15 protein-coding genes are annotated in these 18,354 nt (G+C 41.1%); 7 read left to right on the top strand and 8 right to left on the bottom strand.

Annotated features, from left to right (window positions below; translation table 11 throughout):
- Positions 1-46 precede the first annotated feature (46 nt).
- Positions 47-2,299, bottom strand: coding sequence for an ABC transporter permease subunit (locus tag IEY03_RS00665; protein WP_188839417.1), 2,253 nt, complete (start codon positions 2,297-2,299; stop codon positions 47-49).
- A gap of 191 nt (positions 2,300-2,490) precedes the next feature.
- On the opposite strand from IEY03_RS00665, the gene IEY03_RS00660 reads away from it, so the two are divergent.
- The 3 genes from IEY03_RS00660 (at position 2,491) to IEY03_RS00650 (ending at position 6,180) form a co-directional block, all read left to right on the top strand.
- Complete coding sequence (locus IEY03_RS00660) at positions 2,491-3,000, top strand: glycine cleavage system transcriptional repressor (protein WP_188839416.1); 510 nt, start codon at positions 2,491-2,493, stop codon at positions 2,998-3,000.
- Between the two features lie 341 nt (positions 3,001-3,341).
- Positions 3,342-5,213, top strand: coding sequence for a GGDEF domain-containing protein (locus tag IEY03_RS00655; protein ID WP_188839415.1), 1,872 nt, complete (start codon positions 3,342-3,344; stop codon positions 5,211-5,213).
- A 139-nt stretch (positions 5,214-5,352) separates the two neighbouring features.
- Positions 5,353-6,180 (top strand): DUF2797 domain-containing protein, encoded by an 828-nt coding sequence (locus IEY03_RS00650; RefSeq protein WP_188839414.1) that lies wholly within the window; start codon positions 5,353-5,355, stop codon positions 6,178-6,180.
- A 109-nt stretch (positions 6,181-6,289) separates the two neighbouring features.
- Here IEY03_RS00650 and IEY03_RS00645 read toward each other — a convergent pair whose 3' ends face one another.
- On the bottom strand, positions 6,290-6,850 hold the full coding sequence (locus tag IEY03_RS00645; RefSeq protein ID WP_188839413.1) for a DUF4136 domain-containing protein: 561 nt from the start codon (positions 6,848-6,850) through the stop codon (positions 6,290-6,292).
- Positions 6,851-7,189: 339 nt separating this feature from the next.
- Between IEY03_RS00645 and IEY03_RS00640 the strand changes: the two genes are divergently transcribed.
- The 4 genes from IEY03_RS00640 (at position 7,190) to IEY03_RS00625 (ending at position 12,335) form a co-directional block, all read left to right on the top strand.
- Positions 7,190-7,789 carry a LysE family translocator gene (locus IEY03_RS00640; protein WP_188839412.1) on the top strand — a complete coding sequence of 200 codons (600 nt, stop codon included), beginning with the start codon at positions 7,190-7,192 and terminating at the stop codon, positions 7,787-7,789.
- A gap of 16 nt (positions 7,790-7,805) precedes the next feature.
- Complete coding sequence (locus IEY03_RS00635; RefSeq protein ID WP_188839411.1) at positions 7,806-8,348, top strand: DUF1415 domain-containing protein; 543 nt, start codon at positions 7,806-7,808, stop codon at positions 8,346-8,348.
- A gap of 180 nt (positions 8,349-8,528) precedes the next feature.
- Positions 8,529-10,076, top strand: coding sequence for an arylsulfatase (locus IEY03_RS00630; RefSeq protein ID WP_188839410.1), 1,548 nt, complete (start codon positions 8,529-8,531; stop codon positions 10,074-10,076).
- A 99-nt stretch (positions 10,077-10,175) separates the two neighbouring features.
- Positions 10,176-12,335 (top strand): ammonia-forming cytochrome c nitrite reductase subunit c552, encoded by a 2,160-nt coding sequence (locus IEY03_RS00625; RefSeq protein ID WP_229778161.1) that lies wholly within the window; start codon positions 10,176-10,178, stop codon positions 12,333-12,335.
- A 599-nt stretch (positions 12,336-12,934) separates the two neighbouring features.
- Here IEY03_RS00625 and IEY03_RS00620 read toward each other — a convergent pair.
- From IEY03_RS00620 to IEY03_RS00595, 6 genes are all read right to left on the bottom strand, one after another.
- Complete coding sequence (locus IEY03_RS00620; RefSeq protein ID WP_188839408.1) at positions 12,935-14,038, bottom strand: agmatine deiminase family protein; 1,104 nt, start codon at positions 14,036-14,038, stop codon at positions 12,935-12,937.
- A gap of 340 nt (positions 14,039-14,378) precedes the next feature.
- Positions 14,379-14,573 (bottom strand): hypothetical protein, encoded by a 195-nt coding sequence (locus IEY03_RS00615; RefSeq protein ID WP_188840004.1) that lies wholly within the window; start codon positions 14,571-14,573, stop codon positions 14,379-14,381.
- 126 nt (positions 14,574-14,699) lie between these two features.
- Positions 14,700-15,458, bottom strand: coding sequence for an SDR family oxidoreductase (locus IEY03_RS00610; RefSeq protein ID WP_188839407.1), 759 nt, complete (start codon positions 15,456-15,458; stop codon positions 14,700-14,702).
- A 12-nt stretch (positions 15,459-15,470) separates the two neighbouring features.
- The gene (gene mmsB / locus IEY03_RS00605; protein ID WP_188839406.1) at positions 15,471-16,376 is read right to left on the bottom strand and encodes a 3-hydroxyisobutyrate dehydrogenase; all 906 of its coding nucleotides are present in this window, start codon (positions 16,374-16,376) and stop codon (positions 15,471-15,473) included.
- 12 nt (positions 16,377-16,388) lie between these two features.
- Positions 16,389-17,504: an enoyl-CoA hydratase/isomerase family protein gene (locus tag IEY03_RS00600; protein WP_188839405.1), complete on the bottom strand. Its 1,116-nt coding sequence runs from the start codon at positions 17,502-17,504 to the stop codon at positions 16,389-16,391.
- The gene (locus IEY03_RS00595) at positions 17,504-18,298 is read right to left on the bottom strand and encodes an enoyl-CoA hydratase (RefSeq protein ID WP_188839404.1); all 795 of its coding nucleotides are present in this window, start codon (positions 18,296-18,298) and stop codon (positions 17,504-17,506) included. The genes IEY03_RS00600 and IEY03_RS00595 overlap by 1 nt, the downstream gene beginning before the upstream one ends.
- Positions 18,299-18,354: the final 56 nt, after the last annotated feature.

Raw genomic sequence — 18,354 nt, 5'->3', positions numbered from 1 at the left:
TTAAGACGACTGCTGAAATTGTGTTGATAAATGTCATCATCATTCCTTAAAGTGAGCTATAGCGGTCACGTAAACGCTGACGGACAACTTCGGCAATCGTGTTGAACACGAAGGTGAAGATAAACAGTACAAATGCCGCGAGGAACAGCACACGATAATGTGACGAGCCGATAGCTGATTCAGGCATTTCAACAGCAATGTTCGCCGCCAGTGTTCTCATTCCCTCAAACACACTCCATTCCAAAATGGCCGTGTTACCTGTCGCCATCAGGACAATCATGGTCTCTCCCACCGCGCGGCCTAATCCCATCATAATGGCCGAGAAAATACCTGGGCTGGCAGTTAATAACACCACACGTGTTAAGGTTTGCCAATTCGTGGCACCGAGTGCCAAACTGCCGTTAGACAAATGACGTGGCACAGAGAAAATCGCATCTTCAGCAATGGAGAAAATCGTTGGGATAACCGCAAATCCCATCGCAATACCAACCACTAAAGCGTTACGTTGGTCGAACGTTATACCAAGATCATTGGTAATAAATTGACGCGTATTACCATCAAAAAACATCACTTCGATGGTTGGACTAATCGCAAATGACAACCAACCAACAAAAACAATTACCGGAATTAGCATGAGTTCCTGGTAAGTTTCAGGTAAACGTTGTTTCCATGATTGCGGTAATTTACTCCAGCTAAAGGCGCTGACAAGAATCGATGTCGGCAATAAAAACAGCAGTAATAAGATACCTGGCAAGTGATCTTCAATCAGGGGCGCTAACCATAAGCCGGCAAGGAAACCTAAAATAACCGTAGGCAAGGCTTCCATAATCTCAATGGTAGGTTTAACCACATTACGTACTTTAGGCGTCATAAAGTAAGCGGTGTAAATAGCACCTGCAATGGCTAACGGAACAGCAAAAAGCATCGCATAAAACGCCGCTTTCATGGTACCGAATGCTAATGGCATTAAGCTCAGCTTAGCTTCAAAATCATCTGAGCCAGAGGTTGATTGCCAAACGTATTGCGGTTCAGGGTAACCTTCGTACCATACCTTTTGCCACATTGCGCTCCAAGATACTTCAGGGTGGCTATTTTCAACCGAAAACAAGTGCAACTTTTGGTCAGCTTCAATAATTAACGCATTTGAACGTGGGCTAAATGACATGAGTCCAGGGTTGGCCAGATCAAATTTCTCGTCAAACAGGTTACGCTGACTAGTGGTATAAAGCAGAGTTAACTCGCCTTCTGGGCTTAATACCGCGAAACTTTTACGGTAAAACTCGATAGCCATAGTGCCTATAGGCGCTAAATTATCAAATTCACGGATTTGCTGGTACAAACGGCCATTATCACTGTTTACTTGAAAGTATTGGCTTACTACACCTGTGTCGTAACTCACCAGAATAGAGCTTGCGCCAGCCAGCAAATTAACTTGATTAACATTAGAACCGCCGCGAGTAACATCAATCACCTGCAGTAATTCAACCGCTTCTGCATCACGAATATCATAGACATATAGCTTATTTGCTGTAGGTAAAATCAATTGGCGATGATCGGGTGTCATTAACGGTGTTAATGATTTTGATGGCGCCTCTTCGATAACAGAATGATAAGCGGTCCATTCCACTTCTTCTGTCATCATGTTTTCTTCACCATCTTGGCGATTAATGTTCCAGACACCATTTTGGTCTTGAAACACAAAGCTCATGCGGCTATCAGAATAATCAAAAGCTAAGTGATACACTGCGCCATTGGGATTGATCATCAATGGCTCATCATTTAAATACTGCACTTTTGGTGTAATTAAACGTTGGTTATCAGGATAGGTCACATTGAAGTCGATTCCGACAACAACCACTTCACCGCTACTTAACCCTAAAGCGATACGTTGCTCATTAGGGCTAGATTTGGCACTACTAGTCACGGTAGAGCCCTGAGGAATTTTAATCGCATAGGAAGAAAGCAGCTGATTAGTCACTGAAGAGTAAAAGTCAATTTGGCCATTCTTTGCTGCGCGAAACAGCACTTCGTTTTGCTCATCACTCCCGACCATTAAGGTTGGAGAATCAGTATGCTGTAACTCAACTTTTGTAACCGGCTGAATATCAGCACCATCAAAAATAGGTTTAATAACATAAAGCAGATAGAAAAAAATCAACAATAACGCGACAAACACCATAGTGCCGCCAACCGTTACGCCAATTTGTGCTGCCTTATCCTTAAATGCCCTACGGGTTGCATAGCGATCTACGAGTAGATTTTTAGCCGCAGAACCAGGCTGACTTACCTGACTTTCCATTAAGAACCTCTATATTTAATCATTCACTAGCATTAGCGCTTTGATTGTGTAAATTACTGTGTTAACAATAAATAATTCATAACAACAAATCATTTATCATTAACCCAATGATAAGTGGCTGCGATTATATTACGTAAAGATGACAGTAGTGTTACAGCCATTGGTTTAATTTTTTGTAGGAGAAAACAATTATGATGCGATATTTAGTCACTCTGCAAGCCCCTGATAGAAAAGGTTTAGTTGAGCAAATTGCTAACGCTGTTAGTCGTCATAACGGCAATTGGTTAGATTCTGAAATGCGCCATATCGACGGTATCTTTGCGGCAATATTACAATTAGAGCTTCCGGTAGAGAAATGGGATGAATTGGTTGATTCCCTTGAGTGTATCGATGGGCTGTCGTTAACTTACTCACAAGCCAGTCAAGTGGCTCAACCGATTAAACATGTGAGTTACCAATTGGTCGCCTACGACCGTCCTGGATTAGTTTTACAGATTTCCAATAGCCTTAACGCTTTAGGAGTCAATATTGAGCAATTTAGTAGCCAATATGAAACCGCTGGCCATACCGGTGTCGCCTTGTTTAGAGCCAATATGCGCCTAGGTTTAACTGAACTCATCCAAGAAGAGCAAATTATCGAACAACTCTATAAAATGGGCGATGATGTGGTACTTGATAAAGTCAGTAAAGCAATCGCTTAAACAGTGAATGACCATAGACTTAAGTGAAAAACACGATTTACCCTCGTCAAAAAGCACTTAGTTGCGTAATCGGCGCTATTTTCGAGGGTTAACCTTTAACCATCAAACACATCAAACACATCAAACACATCAAACACATCAAACACATCAAACACATTATTCTATTAACCACAATAAATATAGTGTTTTACTCTATTCTACTGACGTTAACAGAGTAATAATCTAAATATGTCAGTTGTGGGTTTAAATTCGACGAAAACTGGTCTAATCACTATACAAAACAGATATTTATGATAATCTTCATTAAGCTAACTAAAAGGACTCTTAGTGTTGAGGATGACATGGATAAACACATCACCCTAGTGCTCATTACCGTAATCGCCATTGCGAGTTCATTATTGGGTAATTTTGCACAGGCCAATGATGTATTAACCGAGTTAAAAAACTACACGAATACTCATACAGCTGAACAAAGCATTGCTCACCTTAATCAATTCGATCTTGATAACAGTGATTTCTCCGCTGAAGAGAAAGCCAAATTTTATTTCCAATATGGGCAGTTGTTTGAACAAACCCGCCAACTCGATTTATCAATAGCTAGCTATGACAAAGGCATTTCCTATGTTGAAGCACTTCCAGTCACTGACATTCTGATCGACAGCTATCTAGAGCGCTCTTTTGCCAACTATCTAAAAACCAACGATCCTGCCGTATACTGTATCGACAGAGTCAAAGCGCTGAATTATGCAAGGCAGCACAGCAATTTAGAGCTGCTAACCAAAACCCTTACCCAAAATGCCTTTTGTTATGAAAACGCCAACAATTTTCATATTGGTATTGCGCTGCTCGATGAAGCATTAGAAATTGTCGATAAAAGTGAGCATTTAAACGCTAACCGCAAAGCCATGATTTATAATGCCACAGGCAGCTTATATCGTAATATTGGTATGCACCAACAGGGCTATGATCATTTTGAAAAAGCCTTTCAAACTTGGCAAACCATAGATGACAAACAAGACATGTTTAACATGTTGCATAATATGTTTAGCCAAAGTATTAAATTGGGCAATTGGGTACAAGCACAGGCAAATGTAGAACAACAATTTCAGCTTGCCGACAATGCACCACAATTGAAAGATTTGTACTTTTTTGCCAATTTGAATGCCGGTCGTTTAGGATTAAGAACCTACGATTTTCAGCAAGCTATTTTTCATTTAAGCAAAGCTATCGAGCTTAAACACACCACTCAAGAACATTACTTTGTTAGCAGCAGTTATTTATTTCTCGCATTAGCCTATATGCGTAACGGTCAAGCTGTACAAGCAGTCGAAATGGCGCATGTATTTAAGCAAAATGAATCGTTTAGAGTAGACAAAAGCGATATGATTTTAAAAGCCGATGCGATTATTGCCTTCGGTAATAAAGATTATTTAACCGCGACTAACCTGCTATTTAAACTGATCGATGACGAGCGCGAAAAAAATCAGGCCATGCTGAATAATGAAGTAATTAATTCAGCACTTAAGCATCAAAATAACGTGACCGAATTTGAAAAAGAATTATTAGTCAATAAGCTAGCGATCAATGAATTACAGTTAGCGGCCTTAAAAGATAAAGAACACATCAAAGATTTAACCCTCATGTTGATTGCCCTACTCACATCAACACTGGCTATTTTGCTAATATTTTCACTCAACACATATAAGAAACGCTCTCAAACGGATTATCTGACTAAAATTGCAAACAGAGGCTATACCTATATCAAAGGTGAGCAGTTAATCAAACGCTGTATTAAATTGAATAAACCAGCATCGGTGATTATTTTTGATATTGATAACTTTAAAGAGATCAATGATAAATATGGCCACCATATTGGCGATTTAGCAATAAAGTCACTGGCCAATAGAGCCAAAAGCAGCATCAAAAAACAAGATTTAGTCGGTCGTATTGGCGGTGAAGAATTCTTAATTGTGCTACCCAATACTAGTGAACAAGAAGCTGTGGCTATTTCGGAACGCCTCAGACACAGCATTGCCGAAAAAACCTTTAGCTTCGGTGACATAGAAATTAACTTTACCATTAGCTTGGGCGTATCAGAAATTGAGCCATCATCATCTGCACTGCAAGATCTTGTAATGCAAGCGGATAAGGCTTTATATCAAGCTAAGTTTTTCGGTAAAAATAAAGTCTATATAGCTAGACAATGTGCTTAACTCCATTAGGAACAAGTAAGCTACTCGGTTAAATCATCACCAGTAATTTCTTTAGCACTCCAATATCAGGGTGAATTGCTTCCTATTTGCGGGGTAAATTCTGTTAAACTAGGCCGCAAAGCTGATTATTGGAACGCGAATGTTAGGTACTCTGTCAAAACTTAAAACAACACTAAATAATGTCAATGAAGTGCAATATCAATTGCCTGTAGGTGATGCGCTTGTTGCCCTTAACCCATTAATAGGTAAATCGCTGACTTTAACCCACACGGGTAATATTTTTTGTTGTAATTGTGGGAAAAAAACTAAAAAAAGTTATTCCCAAGGCCACTGTTATGTGTGCATGCAAAAGCTTGCTAGCTGCGATATGTGCATAATGAAACCAGAAACCTGCCACTTTGATCAAGGCACCTGTCGCGAGCCACAGTGGGCACAAAATCACTGTTTTGTTCCCCATTATGTGTATTTATCGAATACTTCAGGGATCAAAGTCGGTATTACCCGCCATAGCCAAATACCAACACGTTGGATAGATCAAGGCGCCACCCAGGGGTTGCCCATATTCAAAGTCGCTACGCGAAAGTTATCTGGATTAATCGAAATTGAATTAGCGAAATTCATTAATGACAAAACGCATTGGCAAGCCATGCTTAAAGGTCATAACGATGATGTGGATTTAGTATCACAAGCAGCCACACTTATTCCTTTAATAGAACAAAAACTGCAACAGATTGCGGCGCAATATGATGATGTAGTGATCGAGCGTTTGGATTCTAATATTCAGGCTATTCAATATCCTATTGAACAATTCCCTGTCAAAGTGAAGTCTCATAATTTTGATAAAGTGGCGGAAGTCAGCGGCATTTTACAAGGCATTAAAGGCCAATATTTACTGTTTGATACTGGTGTGATTAATATACGTAAGTTTGGCTCATACGAAGTAGAAGTGAGTCACGACAGCATATAAATCTGCACTCAGCCAATGGATACACTGCCATAAAGGTTTGTCCTTTTATGGCAGCGATACCTATCAGTATAAAGAGGAAATGATAATACTGATTGGTTAATTCCAAAGACTATCTAGACGGAATAGTAGCCAACATCATGCTTGATAAATCATCAAAACGCGCCGCTCTTTTATCGACACTTTTATTGTGATCAGTAAATCCTTGCGCTAATACTCGCCAATATGGTGCTTTAACAGAAGGATTGAAAAACGCTATTAGCACAGAGCCTTTCTCGAGCTGTTTATCAACGCCGTGCGTAGACAAGCCTGGCACTAAGCCTGCTTTGGCTAATATCTCTGTGTCACTCATTTCAGACTCTAATGCCATGCCAAATCCAATCAGCATTTGCGGGGAATCGGTGTAAGCCACTTGTTGGTAGCCCTTTGCTGCCATCACTTTATTTACAGATTGGCGCAAATGGTCACGTAATGACTCTTCATCTAGCTTATCTTTAGTATGAACAGCAAACATGCTGTGATGCCAGGCATAGGTTTTAGACACTAAAGATACATCACCACTGGTCACCATGGTGATACGGTTTGCAAGGCTCGGTTCAAGATCATTGGTTGTACAGGCCGAAACAATAACAAGGCAGAGACTTAAGATGGCGAAATTTAGATTTTTTATCATCAATAACAATCCTTTGGGGTAATATTTATATCGTAATGAATATGTAATTCAAAAGCTAGTTGACCTTTGCTGGTGAGATGTTATGCAACATAAAAGCATTGAATAAAAGCGCGTAAATATTCCCTCGCAATCTAAATTAAACTCACGCAAAATCAGAAAACAACGTAGAAACAGCTTTCAAACACTAACTGACTTTAATCATAAGCTAACCGGTTAAATCCTAGATAACAACGTTTAATTCAATGCGTAAACTCATCACACATTTTATTAGATTGTCATTAAGTAACCCGCTAGAATGCCTGCCAAGATAATTGATCATTTGAGAAAGCTTACCACACCATGGAACTGATATTCGCAATCGCTTTATTTGCTTTTTCATCAGGGATCACTCCTGGCCCCAACAACATCATGTTAATGACCTCAGGGGTTAATTTTGGCATTAAGCAAAGCGTGCCGCACCTTTTAGGTATTAGCCTCGGCTTTCCCGCGATGATCCTTGCGGTAGGTTTAGGTATGAGCGCGGTATTCCAAGCCTACCCAGTGTTACATACTATTATCAAAATTCTTGGGATCGGTTACTTACTCTATCTATCTTGGTTGATTGCTAATAGCAGCAGTAAAATGGAAGGTAAAAAGGTCAGTAAGCCTTTTAGTTTCATTCAAGCGGCAGCATTTCAATGGGTTAACCCAAAGGGCTGGATTATGGCTGTGGGTGCAATTGCCACTTTTACCTCTGTTAATCAGGAGCTTACACCACAGGTTATTACCATTGCCAGTGTGTTTTTATGTGTCGCATTTCCCTGTGCAATTGTCTGGTTAAGCTTTGGGGTTGCCTTAAAGCGTATTTTAAAAAATGAGCGTCAGCAGCGAATATTTAACGTCAGCATGGCAATATTACTTGTTGCATCAATTATTCCAATGGTTATTCCAAATCACTAATTATTTAGGCTAATTTATGTCTGATTTACACCCTTGCATCGCTGAATCTGAAAACTGGGTCAAGCGGGTAATCATGAAATATAACATCTGTCCATTTGCACGACGGGAAGTTGAACGCGGTAGCATTCGATATCATGCCTGCGAAGAAACTAAAGTCAAAGCTGTGTTGCAGGCTTTTATGGGTGAATGCCAATACCTTGAAAATAACCCTGCAATCGAAACCACGCTATTTATTTTGCCGCGGGGGTTTGAAGGATTTTATTCATATCTTGATCTGGTCGACTCCGCTAACGATATTTTGCTTGAACAGGGTTTTGAGGGTGTTTTTCAAATCGCCAGCTTTCATCCCGATTATTGCTTTGAAGGTGAAGCGCAAGATAGCCCTAGCAATTACACTAATCGCTCCCCTTACCCAACACTGCATATTATTAGAGAGGCCAGTATGGAAAAAGCCTTGGCAGATTACGATGACCCAGAATCTATCCCTGAACGGAATATTGAATTTGCTGAGCGTAAAGGCAGTGAGTTTTTTATTAAGCTACTCAAAGAGTGTCAGTAATCAATTGGATAATAAAAATAAATTAATTAATTTTTAAAGAAAGTATATTGAGTATCTTTGTTAACATCCATATCATTACAATGATTTACATTATAATGACATGATTGACTTAGTTCACACATAGAGATAACTTTTGTGATGGATCACAATATGTATCTACAGCCATGGAGGCTCTACTTTATGTCATTCCGTAAACTTAACTCTCGCTTGAAACTACTTTCAGTTGTCGCATTCGGACTCGCATCCGTTAACCTTTACGCTGCTGAAAAGCCAAACATACTTGTCATTTGGGGTGATGATATTGGTCAATCCAATATCAGTGCTTACACCTTTGGATTAATGGGTTATCAAACCCCCAACATAGACAGTATTGCCAAAGAAGGCATGATGTTTACCGACTATTACGCAGAACAGTCTTGTACAGCTGGGCGTTCTACATTTATTACCGGTCAAAGCGTATTTCGCACCGGGCTAAGTAAAGTGGGATTGCCAGGTGCTGATGTAGGCTTGCAAGCGACAGATATCACCATTGCGGAAGTGTTAAAACCGTTAGGTTACGCAACTGGGCAATTTGGTAAAAACCACTTAGGCGACCGTGACGAATTTTTACCAACCGCCCATGGATTTGATGAATTTCTTGGTAACTTGTATCACCTAAATGCTGAAGAAGAACCTGAGAACATTGACTATCCTAAAGATCCTGAGTTTCGTAAAAAGTTTGGTCCTCGTGGTGTAATTCATTCCGTTGCTGGCGGTAAAATTGAAGATACCGGCCCATTAACCAAAAAACGCATGGAAACCGTGGATGACGAAACCGTAACGGCTGCCATGGATTTTATGACACGCAATGTTAAAGCCGATAAGCCTTTCTTTGTTTGGTGGAATGCAACCCGTATGCATTTTCGCACCCACGTAAAGCCTGAACTTCAAGGTTCATCTAACGTTAGCAATTATGCTGACGGCATGATGGAGCACGACCGTCATGTTGGCTTATTACTTAAAAAGGTAGATGATTTAGGTATTAAAGATAACACCATTGTATTTTACTCAACCGATAATGGTCCGCACATGAACAGCTGGCCAGATGCGGGCACTACGCCATTTCGCGGTGAAAAAAATACTAACTGGGAAGGCGCATATCGCGTACCTGCTATGGTGAGATGGCCAGGAAAAATAGCTTCAAGCTCAGTATCAAATGACATCATGCACCACATGGACTGGCTACCAACATTTGCAGCCATTGCTGGTGAAGATAAAGTCAAAGATAAATTACTTAAAGGCTATAAAGCTAACGGTAAAAAATTTAAAAATCACCTTGATGGTTACAACTTCCTACCTTACCTAACAGGCAAAACAGACAAAGCGCCACGTGAAGAGATTTTTTACTTCACCGATGATGGCGATTTATCAGCATTGCGTTATAACAACTGGAAAGTGGTATTTTTAGAGCAACGCGTACAAGGTACTTTGCAGATTTGGGCAGAACCTTTTGTTGAGCTGCGAGTTCCTAAAATTTTCAATTTACGCATGGATCCATACGAAAATGCGGATATAACCTCTAATACATACTATGACTGGTTAATTGATCATGCTTACATGCTGGTACCAGCACAAGCTTACGTGGGTAAATTCTTAAGCACCTTTAAGGAATTTCCACCCAGTCAAAAAGCTGCAAGTTTTAGCTTGGATCAAGTAATGGATAAATTACAAGAAAACCCAAGTAAATAAATTTCACACCACAGTGATGAATTTGAAAGGGCGCATTGCGCCCTTTCTATTTGGAAAGCCAACTTACAATAATATTTATATAACAATATGAGACAATCTATGGTGTCACTCGCACATTTTTATTGTTTAGCCTTATTCTTTATTACTGCCTTAATAAGTAACAAAAGCATCGCCATCGAAAATTATATCGGTAATAAAAGCTGTGGCGATTGCCATCAAAGTGAAGTGATAAATTGGCAACAATCTCACCATGCAAAAGCCATGCTCCCAGCAAATGATGACAATGTATTAGGTGACTTTAATCAAACGAGATTTGAATCTAAAGATGGTTGGACAGTATTCAGCAAAGACCCTGCGGGCTATTATATTGAAACAGGACAAAATGGCAAAACCGGTAAACGCTATAAAGTGCCTTATGTTTTTGGTTATCATCCTTTACAACAAATTTTGGTCGATATAGGTGGTGGTCGTTTACAGGCTTATACTGTCGCTTGGGATGCTAGAAAAAAAGCCGATGGAGGTCAGCGTTGGTATAACCTCTATGAAAATACTCATATTCCTAATTCACCGTTCGACTGGCAAGGTCAATTTAACAATTGGAATGCCCGTTGCGCCCAGTGCCATTCGACCAACTTAAAACGTGGCTTCAATGAAAATACTAAACATTATAACACCACATTTAGTGAAGTTAATGTTAGTTGCGAAGCCTGCCATGGCAGTGCAGAGAAACATGTCAATCTTTCATCAGAAGCGCAGCAAACAACCGCTAATTCAGGATTTAAAAAGCCTTTACATAAAAAATCGAACTGGGTATTTAAGCCAGGAAAAGTCATTGCTGAACGAACTGATACTTCAATGTTGTCATTGGGAAATAGTCAACTTGACCATTGTGCTGCCTGTCATAGTCGCCGGACCTCACTAACGGATTCAAATGATCCTGGTGAATATAGTCAGCATTATATTCCACGCTTGGCTGTGCCGGATTTATACCATAATGATGGACAAATACTGGATGAAGTATTTGTATATGGATCATTCAGCCAAAGTAAAATGGCGACCGCAGGCGTGGTGTGCAGCAACTGCCACGAACCGCACAGCGGGAAAGTGTTAGCTGTTGATAATAGCCTATGCGCACAGTGTCACTTATCCACCGAATTTGATACACCTCAACATACCTTACACAAAGCCAGTTCTGCTGGGGCTTTATGTATTGATTGCCATATGCCCTCTACACGTTATATGGGCGTGGATGATCGCCGAGATCATGCTTTTCGAATTCCCAATCCTTGGGTTAGCGAGCAGTTAGGCACTTCAGATGTTTGCTTAGGTTGTCACCAAGACAAAGACAGTAAATGGTCTCAGCAACAACTTGAACATAAAAAAGCATCTGTATTCGGCCGCTTTGATGACATCGGCAGTGCGCTACTGTTAAACCAAACAGATCCAACAAAAGGCCAAGCCAACATTGCCAAACTCGTGCTTGACCCAAGCCAACCACCGATGCGCCGTGCAGTGTTACTGAGTCATTTAGACATGAGCAAAGTGGAAAACATGCAAGTGTTAAACGAGGCAGCAAACTCAGAAGAAAGCTTAGTAAAATTAGGCGTAATTGATGTATTAGAGCGCTCGCCGCAACAGTTACAACTGCAAGTAGGTTTTGGCTTATTGTATGACGATCATAAAAATGTGCGCTTAAAGGCGATTCAATTATTGGCTCCTGCGTTTCGAGGGCAACTGCCCGAAAAGGCACAACAGCCTATGCAAGATGCCTTACTCGAAGCCGTCATCACTTATCAGCAACAGCAAGATTTATTATCAGCTCAAATTGCACTCGCCGATTTGGCATATAAAATTGGTGACTTAGAACAGGCACAGCTTCAATATCAGAAAGCAATCCTCATTCAGCCAAGTTTCTTGCCCAGCAAACTAAATCTAGCAAGTGTTTACCGTGAAACAAACCAACTAGATAAAGCTCAAGTGCTGTTAGAAGAAATTTTAACAATTGAGCCCAAGCACCCCATGGCATTGCATAATCTCGGGTTAATTTATGTGATAAAACGAAACTGGTTAAAGGCTCTCGAATCTCTTAAACAGGCGAAACACATTGAACCTGAAAATGCCCGTTTCGCATTTGTTTATGTATTAGCACTAGAAGGTAGCGGAGATAAAATAACCGCATTACAAGAAGTGGCCGAGCTAGAGCAACGCACGCCAGGCGATCCTGCATTAAAAGCATTACGAGCCAGATTAGAGCAATAGTCTAAAAAAATTAACAATTTAAAATCAATAAAATATCATTGGCTTTGTTTCACTTTTCAGATGCGTTATTTACTTCAATAAATATTCATTGATTAATATTCATTGATAAGGCTTGAAAATATAAAACTCTATTCTAAGCAATATTTTATATTTTCAGCTGAAAAATTATCTAATCACAGATTGGAGCCTTACAAACCACACATGAGTAAAAGTGCGAGTAAGGCGTATTTTTTAACTAACGACTATTTAAGCGAAGGTCTGTTGACCTTTCATGGTTAAGTTTTGTTCGAGATAGAATCGTTTTTGACGCGGCAAGGAGTATGTAGCCTAACAATCTAAGTAAATACTTCTTATCCAAGGATAAAACAATTTTAGTCGACCCCTACGGGCAGCCTTTGTGGTTAATTTATACTAAGTTGTTGATTTTTTTATGTAGGTCAGCTAAATTTCAAAGCCTCTGCCTTGTATAAATTTCCCACAAAGCGCTGTAAAAATCAGCTTAAAAGATCAAAAGCCACTAGTAATAGCTATCTTTTTAAAGGTCCAAGCATAAAGCTGACTTTTCGAAACATTTAACGGTTTCCAAAGGAAGAATCACATTAAACTTTTGGTTCCTGCTGGGTTGTGCAATGTATACCGCCGCCACCTGCTGCTATGCCGTCAATATTTATCTGTATTATGTCACGCTCAGGATAAGCTTGTTGTAATGTGAACCTAGCCTTAGAGTCGGCTTTAAGATCTCCAAATTCTGGGACTATCACGGCACCATTGCAAACATAGAAATTGATGTAGCCAGCAGCAAAGTCATGACTATCAAACTCTTCTCTGACTAGCGAGGGAGCTTCAAGCACCAAGACTTGTAACTTTTCCCCCTTAGCATCTGTCGCCAGAGCCAAAATATCCAGATGTCGCTTTGTTACGGCGTGATCGAAAGATTGCGGATCAGGATCATAGGCCGCAACAACAACGCCAGGCCGTACAAAACGCGCATAAAAATCAGTGTGGCCATCTGTGATGTCTTTGCCCTTAACGCCAGGCAACCAGATGATTTTCTCTAACCCAAGTAAACGTTTCAACTCCCGCTCGCATTCGCTTTTACTCAGGCCTGGGTTACGATTTTCATTAAGCACACAACTTTCTGTAATAATTGCCGTGCCATGACCGTCAACCTCAATTCCACCGCCTTCAAGTACCAAGTAAGTCTCGATACTCCGCACACTAGCTTGCATTGCAACAAATGAAGCAACTTCGGCATCATGGTCGAAGTCTTGCTTCTCGCCCCAGCCGTTAAAATTGAAATCAATAGCGGCTTTAGCACCCGTTTCGGTCACAATAAATACCGGACCAATATCGCGCATCCACAAATCATCAAGCTGGCAACGAATCAGCTCAACTTTATCCCCCATTAACTGCTGAGCAAGGGGTAAATCGGCTTCACGAACAAGCATTGAAACAGGCTCATACTGTGCAATAGTCAATGCTATGGTGGCCAAGTTACGCTGAACTTCAGGTAAAAGTTTCTTTCCCCAGATTTTCTGACTGGCACCAAAAGCCATCCATGTGCGCTGGTGTGGACAGCTCTCATCAGGCATAAACCAAGCGTTGTTACTGTTCGACTTTGCAACTGCCACTTTCGAGCCGCCAAGTAAAACACTTGTCGTTAGTACACTAATTGACTTAATGAAACCTCGTCGATTAAACATAAAATCACCTCTAAGTAGATAAGTCAGACACATTAACTTTCAACTAAAAAACGTTCAACAACTCATAGAAGATAGCTCAAAATATCAATGATGTTCGTCAGAAAAGAACAATCACCATTATTGATTTTATTGCCAAGTAAACTTTATTATGAATCAGTATTTGGGGGCAGAAATACAATGATATAGAGGGTGAAGAGGGTAAATTGAAGGTATTAAGGAGTGATAACCTAAACGCCTAAAAATGTAAAAGTTACACAATGCCCAAAAACTCCAAGAATTTACTTGGAGTCAAACTAGATTCGTAAATCTAGCTGCATTGGTATTAGGCAGATAAGTTACTTTAATTACGGGTAAACTTATTTTTAAACCAATTAATGGTGGCAATTTGTTTGGTTTGTGACAAACCAAAATAAATACATATCCAAGGTGAAATCAGTAAAAACCACGGTAGTCCTGCGGTTGAGCGCCCACTAAACATAAGATATAAAAAGCCGCCGTACATCACGACAACGCCGAGTATACCGACCACCAGCATGACCTTTTTAATCCACAGTTCTAACGTTGAAATGTTCACTTTTAGCCCTTTTAAAATGTATAAATATTCATCAGCAAAAAGCCGAGCTAAGCTCGGCTTTGTTTAACGATAATATCACGCTTAAGATTACAAGCGAATACCACCATCAATTTCAAATACACGCCCGTTTACATAGTCGTTTTCTATAATAAAACGCACGGTAGAAGCAATTTCGTGAGCTTCGCCTAAACGTCCTACTGGTACCATTTTCTCTAAACGCTCTAACGCTTCAGGTTTCATGGCTGCAGTCATTTCGGTAGCTATGACTCCTGGTGCTACGGCGGCTGCACGAATATTGTAACGAGCTAACTCCTTCGCCCAACCTACTGCCATTGCCGCTACGCCTGCCTTTGAAGCAGAATAGTTAGATTGCCCCATATTACCAGCTTTCGCTAAACTTGAAATGTTGATAATAACGCCTTGTTGAGCCGTTTCAATCATTACTGCCGCAGCTTCACGGCCGCACAAAAATGTGCCGGTTAAATTAACGTTGATAACTGATTGGAATTTTTCATAAGACATACGGTCAACTACTTTACCGTCTTTTGCCTTAACCATTAAACCATCGCGTAATATTCCAGCGTTATTGATCAACACATTTATATGGCCAAAATCTTCACGGATAAAATTGAAACCCGCAACGACATCTTCTTCGTCGGTAATGTCTAACGCATAACCTTGTACTTCAGTTGTTGCACCTAAATCAGCACACGCTTGCTCAAGTTTTTGTTGGTCTACATCGATAAGCGCCAATTTTGCACCTTGGGCTGCTAAATCATGCGCCATGGCAAGACCCAATCCACCCGCGCCACCTGTGATGACGACAACCTTATCTTTTAATTCCATTACCGAGTCCTTTTACTTTTTATTTTGATTGGCGAACTGTTCAAAAATGCTCGAAAAATCAAGACGACCATGGCCCTGACGAGCATGATTAACATACAAACTACGCGCTAATGCGCCCATTGGTGTGCTTGAGTTTGAACCTAACGCCGCCTGTTGTGATAAGCCTAAATCTTTAACCATTAGGTCAACCATAAAGCCTCCCTGATATCCTTTTGAAGATGGCACGTTTTCCATCACATTTGGACAAGGGTTGTATTTTTCCAGCGTCCAGTTTCCGCCGCTGCTGACTTTCATGATATCAGACAATACTTTTGGATCTAAACCGTTATCTATACCTAATTGCAAAGACTCGCTGGTGCCTACCATCAACACAGAAAGCAGCATGTTATTACAAATTTTAGCAATTTGTCCCGCGCCAACCTGACCTGCGTGGAAAATGTTCGCGCCCATCACAGTTAATACCGTCTGCGCCTGTGCATAGGCAGCATCACTGCCGCCACAAATAAAGGTTAATGTGCCAGCTGCTGCGCCTGCGGTGCCGCCTGATACTGGGGCATCCATAAATTCAATCCCTTTTTCTGCCGCTTTTGCACCGACGATTTGCGCTGTTGCTGCATCAATGGTTGAGCAATCAATTAATAAGGTGTTTTTACCGACAACATCTAATAAGCCTTTATTGTGGTCATCACCCATATAGATACTTTGAACATGTTTGCCCGCGGGTAACATGCTAATAACGTAGTCTGCTGACGCCGCTGCGCCGCATGCCGTTTTGGCGCTCAATGCGCCTTGGTCAGTTAATGCTGCTACGGCCTGTGGATTTAAGTCAAACACGGTTACCGTCATGCCTGCTTTAATCAAATTGGCCGCCATTGGGCCGCCCATGTTACCTAGTCCAATAAATGCTACTGTTGCCATGTTCAATTCCTTTTAGAAGTCTTTTAACGGGTGATGTTCTGCTTGCCATGGGGATGTTAATAATGCTGCGAGCGCATCATCGCTCACTTGTGAAACATCATTAAATCGCCATTGTGGATTGCGGTCTTTATCAATTAACAGCGCACGAACGCCCTCACAAAAATCGCCATGGGAGCAACAATTCACACTGATCCCTAACTCCCATTTAAAACAGTCGGCTAAACTTAATTCGGTGCCTAATTGCGCCTGGGCAAACACCAAATGCCAACTTAATGGGCTACCAGCCAAGGCGGTTTTTTGCGCTCGCTTTAACCAGTCTAATTCAGTTTGTAAGCTGGATAATTGATAATGCACATCTTCAATGTCGCCAGACATTAATAAATCAATTTGCTGTTGAAATGCTTCCAGTGGGCTTTCACCAATTTCAACACTGACGTTATCTTGCATGACGTTTAATAACTGAGTCAGCGCCTGATGATTGCTCTCAGTCTCATCACTCCAATGAATATCTGCTAGGGCATCAAATAAGGGCTCTTTATCATCGCTAGCTAAAAAGTGATTACCGACATTGACATAAAACGCGTCCGCAGCATTCATATTATAAGCAGTTAACCCTAAAAACAGGCCAATTTTACCAGGCATACGATTTAGAAAATAACTGCCGCCCACATCGGGATATAAGCCGATGGTGACTTCAGGCATCGCAATTCGACTGCGTTCAGTCAGCACACGATGAGAACCGCCTGCCATTAAACCTAATCCGCCGCCCATCACAATACCATCACCCCAAACTAGAACGGGCTTACCAAATTGATGTAATAAATAATCTAGTTGATATTCTTGGGTGAAAAAATCACAGGCTTCGTCGGTCATTTTATGCGGATTAGCAATTGAGGCATGGTAAATTGCCCGCACATCACCACCGGCACAAAATGCTTTGTCACCGCTGCCATCAAGCACAACCAAGGCGATACTCGCATCCGTTTGCCATTGTTTTAATTGCTTGGTCATGGCTTGCACCATACCAATGTTCAACGCATTAAGGGCTTTTTCAATGTTTAATGTCACGATCCCAATCGATTTGCCCGATAATGTGCCAAGGGTTTGAAAAATTACATCTTGAGTCATTAGGCATTCTTCCAATTCGGTTGACGTTTTTCGAGAAAGGCATTAACGCCTTCAGCTTGATCTTGGGTATCAAACAAACCAATAAATAATTCACGTTCTAGGGGTAATGCTTGCTTACGCCCCATAGTGCGTCCGGCTTGAATAAGGGTTTTACACACTGCCACACTGCTAGGTGATTGCTTGGCCACTTTTGCAGCTAATGCAAGTGCCGCATCGAGTGCTTGCCCTTGCTCAACGACTTCTTCAACCAAACCGATTTTTTCAGCTTTAGCCGCGTCAATGCGCTCACCGCAAAGGATCATCCGCTTTGCCCAGCCCTCGCCGACTAGGGCGGTTAAGTTTTGCGTACCGCCCGCACAAGGCAATAAACCAACCGTGGCTTCAGGTAGCGCCAATTGTGCTTGCGTTTCAGCAATACGGATATCACAGGCCAAAGCCACTTCTAACCCCCCGCCCATGGCATAGCCATTAATGGCGGCAATCGATACGCCTCTAAATGCGCTAAGGGTTTCAAAAGCTTCACCAAAGTGTTTGGCCATGGTGGCCGCATTGCCTTTATCGCCATCGGCAAATAAATTTAAATCCGCACCGGCGGAGAAAAATTTCTCACCCTGTCCTGTAATCACTAAGGCATAGATATCTTTATTGTCATTTAGCTCAAGCACTTTGGCTTTCAGTGCTTGTAAACTGGCTGCGGTCCATGTGTTGGCCGGTGGATTATTCATTTTTATAATGGCAGTGTTGCCATCAATACGTACCCAAATGGCATCGGTTGCTGTGGTATTAGTCGTCATAATGTAAGCCTTATCGTCCGTTGAAATTATCTTGTCTGCGCTTATTAGCCTATTGA

The sequence above is a fragment of the Shewanella aestuarii genome (assembly GCF_014647215.1).
GTDB classification, from domain to species: domain Bacteria; phylum Pseudomonadota; class Gammaproteobacteria; order Enterobacterales; family Shewanellaceae; genus Shewanella; species Shewanella aestuarii.
The sequence above is the reverse complement of the archived record's forward strand: the minus strand, read 5'-3'. Positions and strand labels throughout refer to the sequence as shown.

Bases quoted from the DNA above. Each gene is read 5' to 3' on its own strand.
- IEY03_RS00660 (WP_188839416.1), top strand. From the start codon at position 2,491: ATGATGCGATATTTAGTCACTCTGCAAGCCCCTGATAGAAAAGGTTTA.
- IEY03_RS00635 (WP_188839411.1), top strand. From the start codon at position 7,806: ATGTCTGATTTACACCCTTGCATCGCTGAATCTGAAAACTGGGTCAAG.
- IEY03_RS00600 (WP_188839405.1), bottom strand. From the start codon at position 17,504: ATGACTCAAGATGTAATTTTTCAAACCCTTGGCACATTATCGGGCAAA.
- IEY03_RS00645 (WP_188839413.1), bottom strand. From the start codon at position 6,850: ATGATAAAAAATCTAAATTTCGCCATCTTAAGTCTCTGCCTTGTTATT.
- IEY03_RS00615 (WP_188840004.1), bottom strand. From the start codon at position 14,573: ATGCTGGTGGTCGGTATACTCGGCGTTGTCGTGATGTACGGCGGCTTT.
- IEY03_RS00655 (WP_188839415.1), top strand. From the start codon at position 3,342: ATGGATAAACACATCACCCTAGTGCTCATTACCGTAATCGCCATTGCG.
- IEY03_RS00610 (WP_188839407.1), bottom strand. From the start codon at position 15,458: ATGGAATTAAAAGATAAGGTTGTCGTCATCACAGGTGGCGCGGGTGGA.
- IEY03_RS00625 (WP_229778161.1), top strand. From the start codon at position 10,176: ATGGTGTCACTCGCACATTTTTATTGTTTAGCCTTATTCTTTATTACT.
- IEY03_RS00665 (WP_188839417.1), bottom strand. From the start codon at position 2,299: ATGGAAAGTCAGGTAAGTCAGCCTGGTTCTGCGGCTAAAAATCTACTC.
- mmsB (WP_188839406.1), bottom strand. From the start codon at position 16,376: ATGGCAACAGTAGCATTTATTGGACTAGGTAACATGGGCGGCCCAATG.
- IEY03_RS00620 (WP_188839408.1), bottom strand. From the start codon at position 14,038: ATGTTTAATCGACGAGGTTTCATTAAGTCAATTAGTGTACTAACGACA.
- IEY03_RS00595 (WP_188839404.1), bottom strand. From the start codon at position 18,298: ATGACGACTAATACCACAGCAACCGATGCCATTTGGGTACGTATTGAT.
- IEY03_RS00640 (WP_188839412.1), top strand. From the start codon at position 7,190: ATGGAACTGATATTCGCAATCGCTTTATTTGCTTTTTCATCAGGGATC.
- IEY03_RS00630 (WP_188839410.1), top strand. From the start codon at position 8,529: ATGTCATTCCGTAAACTTAACTCTCGCTTGAAACTACTTTCAGTTGTC.
- IEY03_RS00650 (WP_188839414.1), top strand. From the start codon at position 5,353: ATGTTAGGTACTCTGTCAAAACTTAAAACAACACTAAATAATGTCAAT.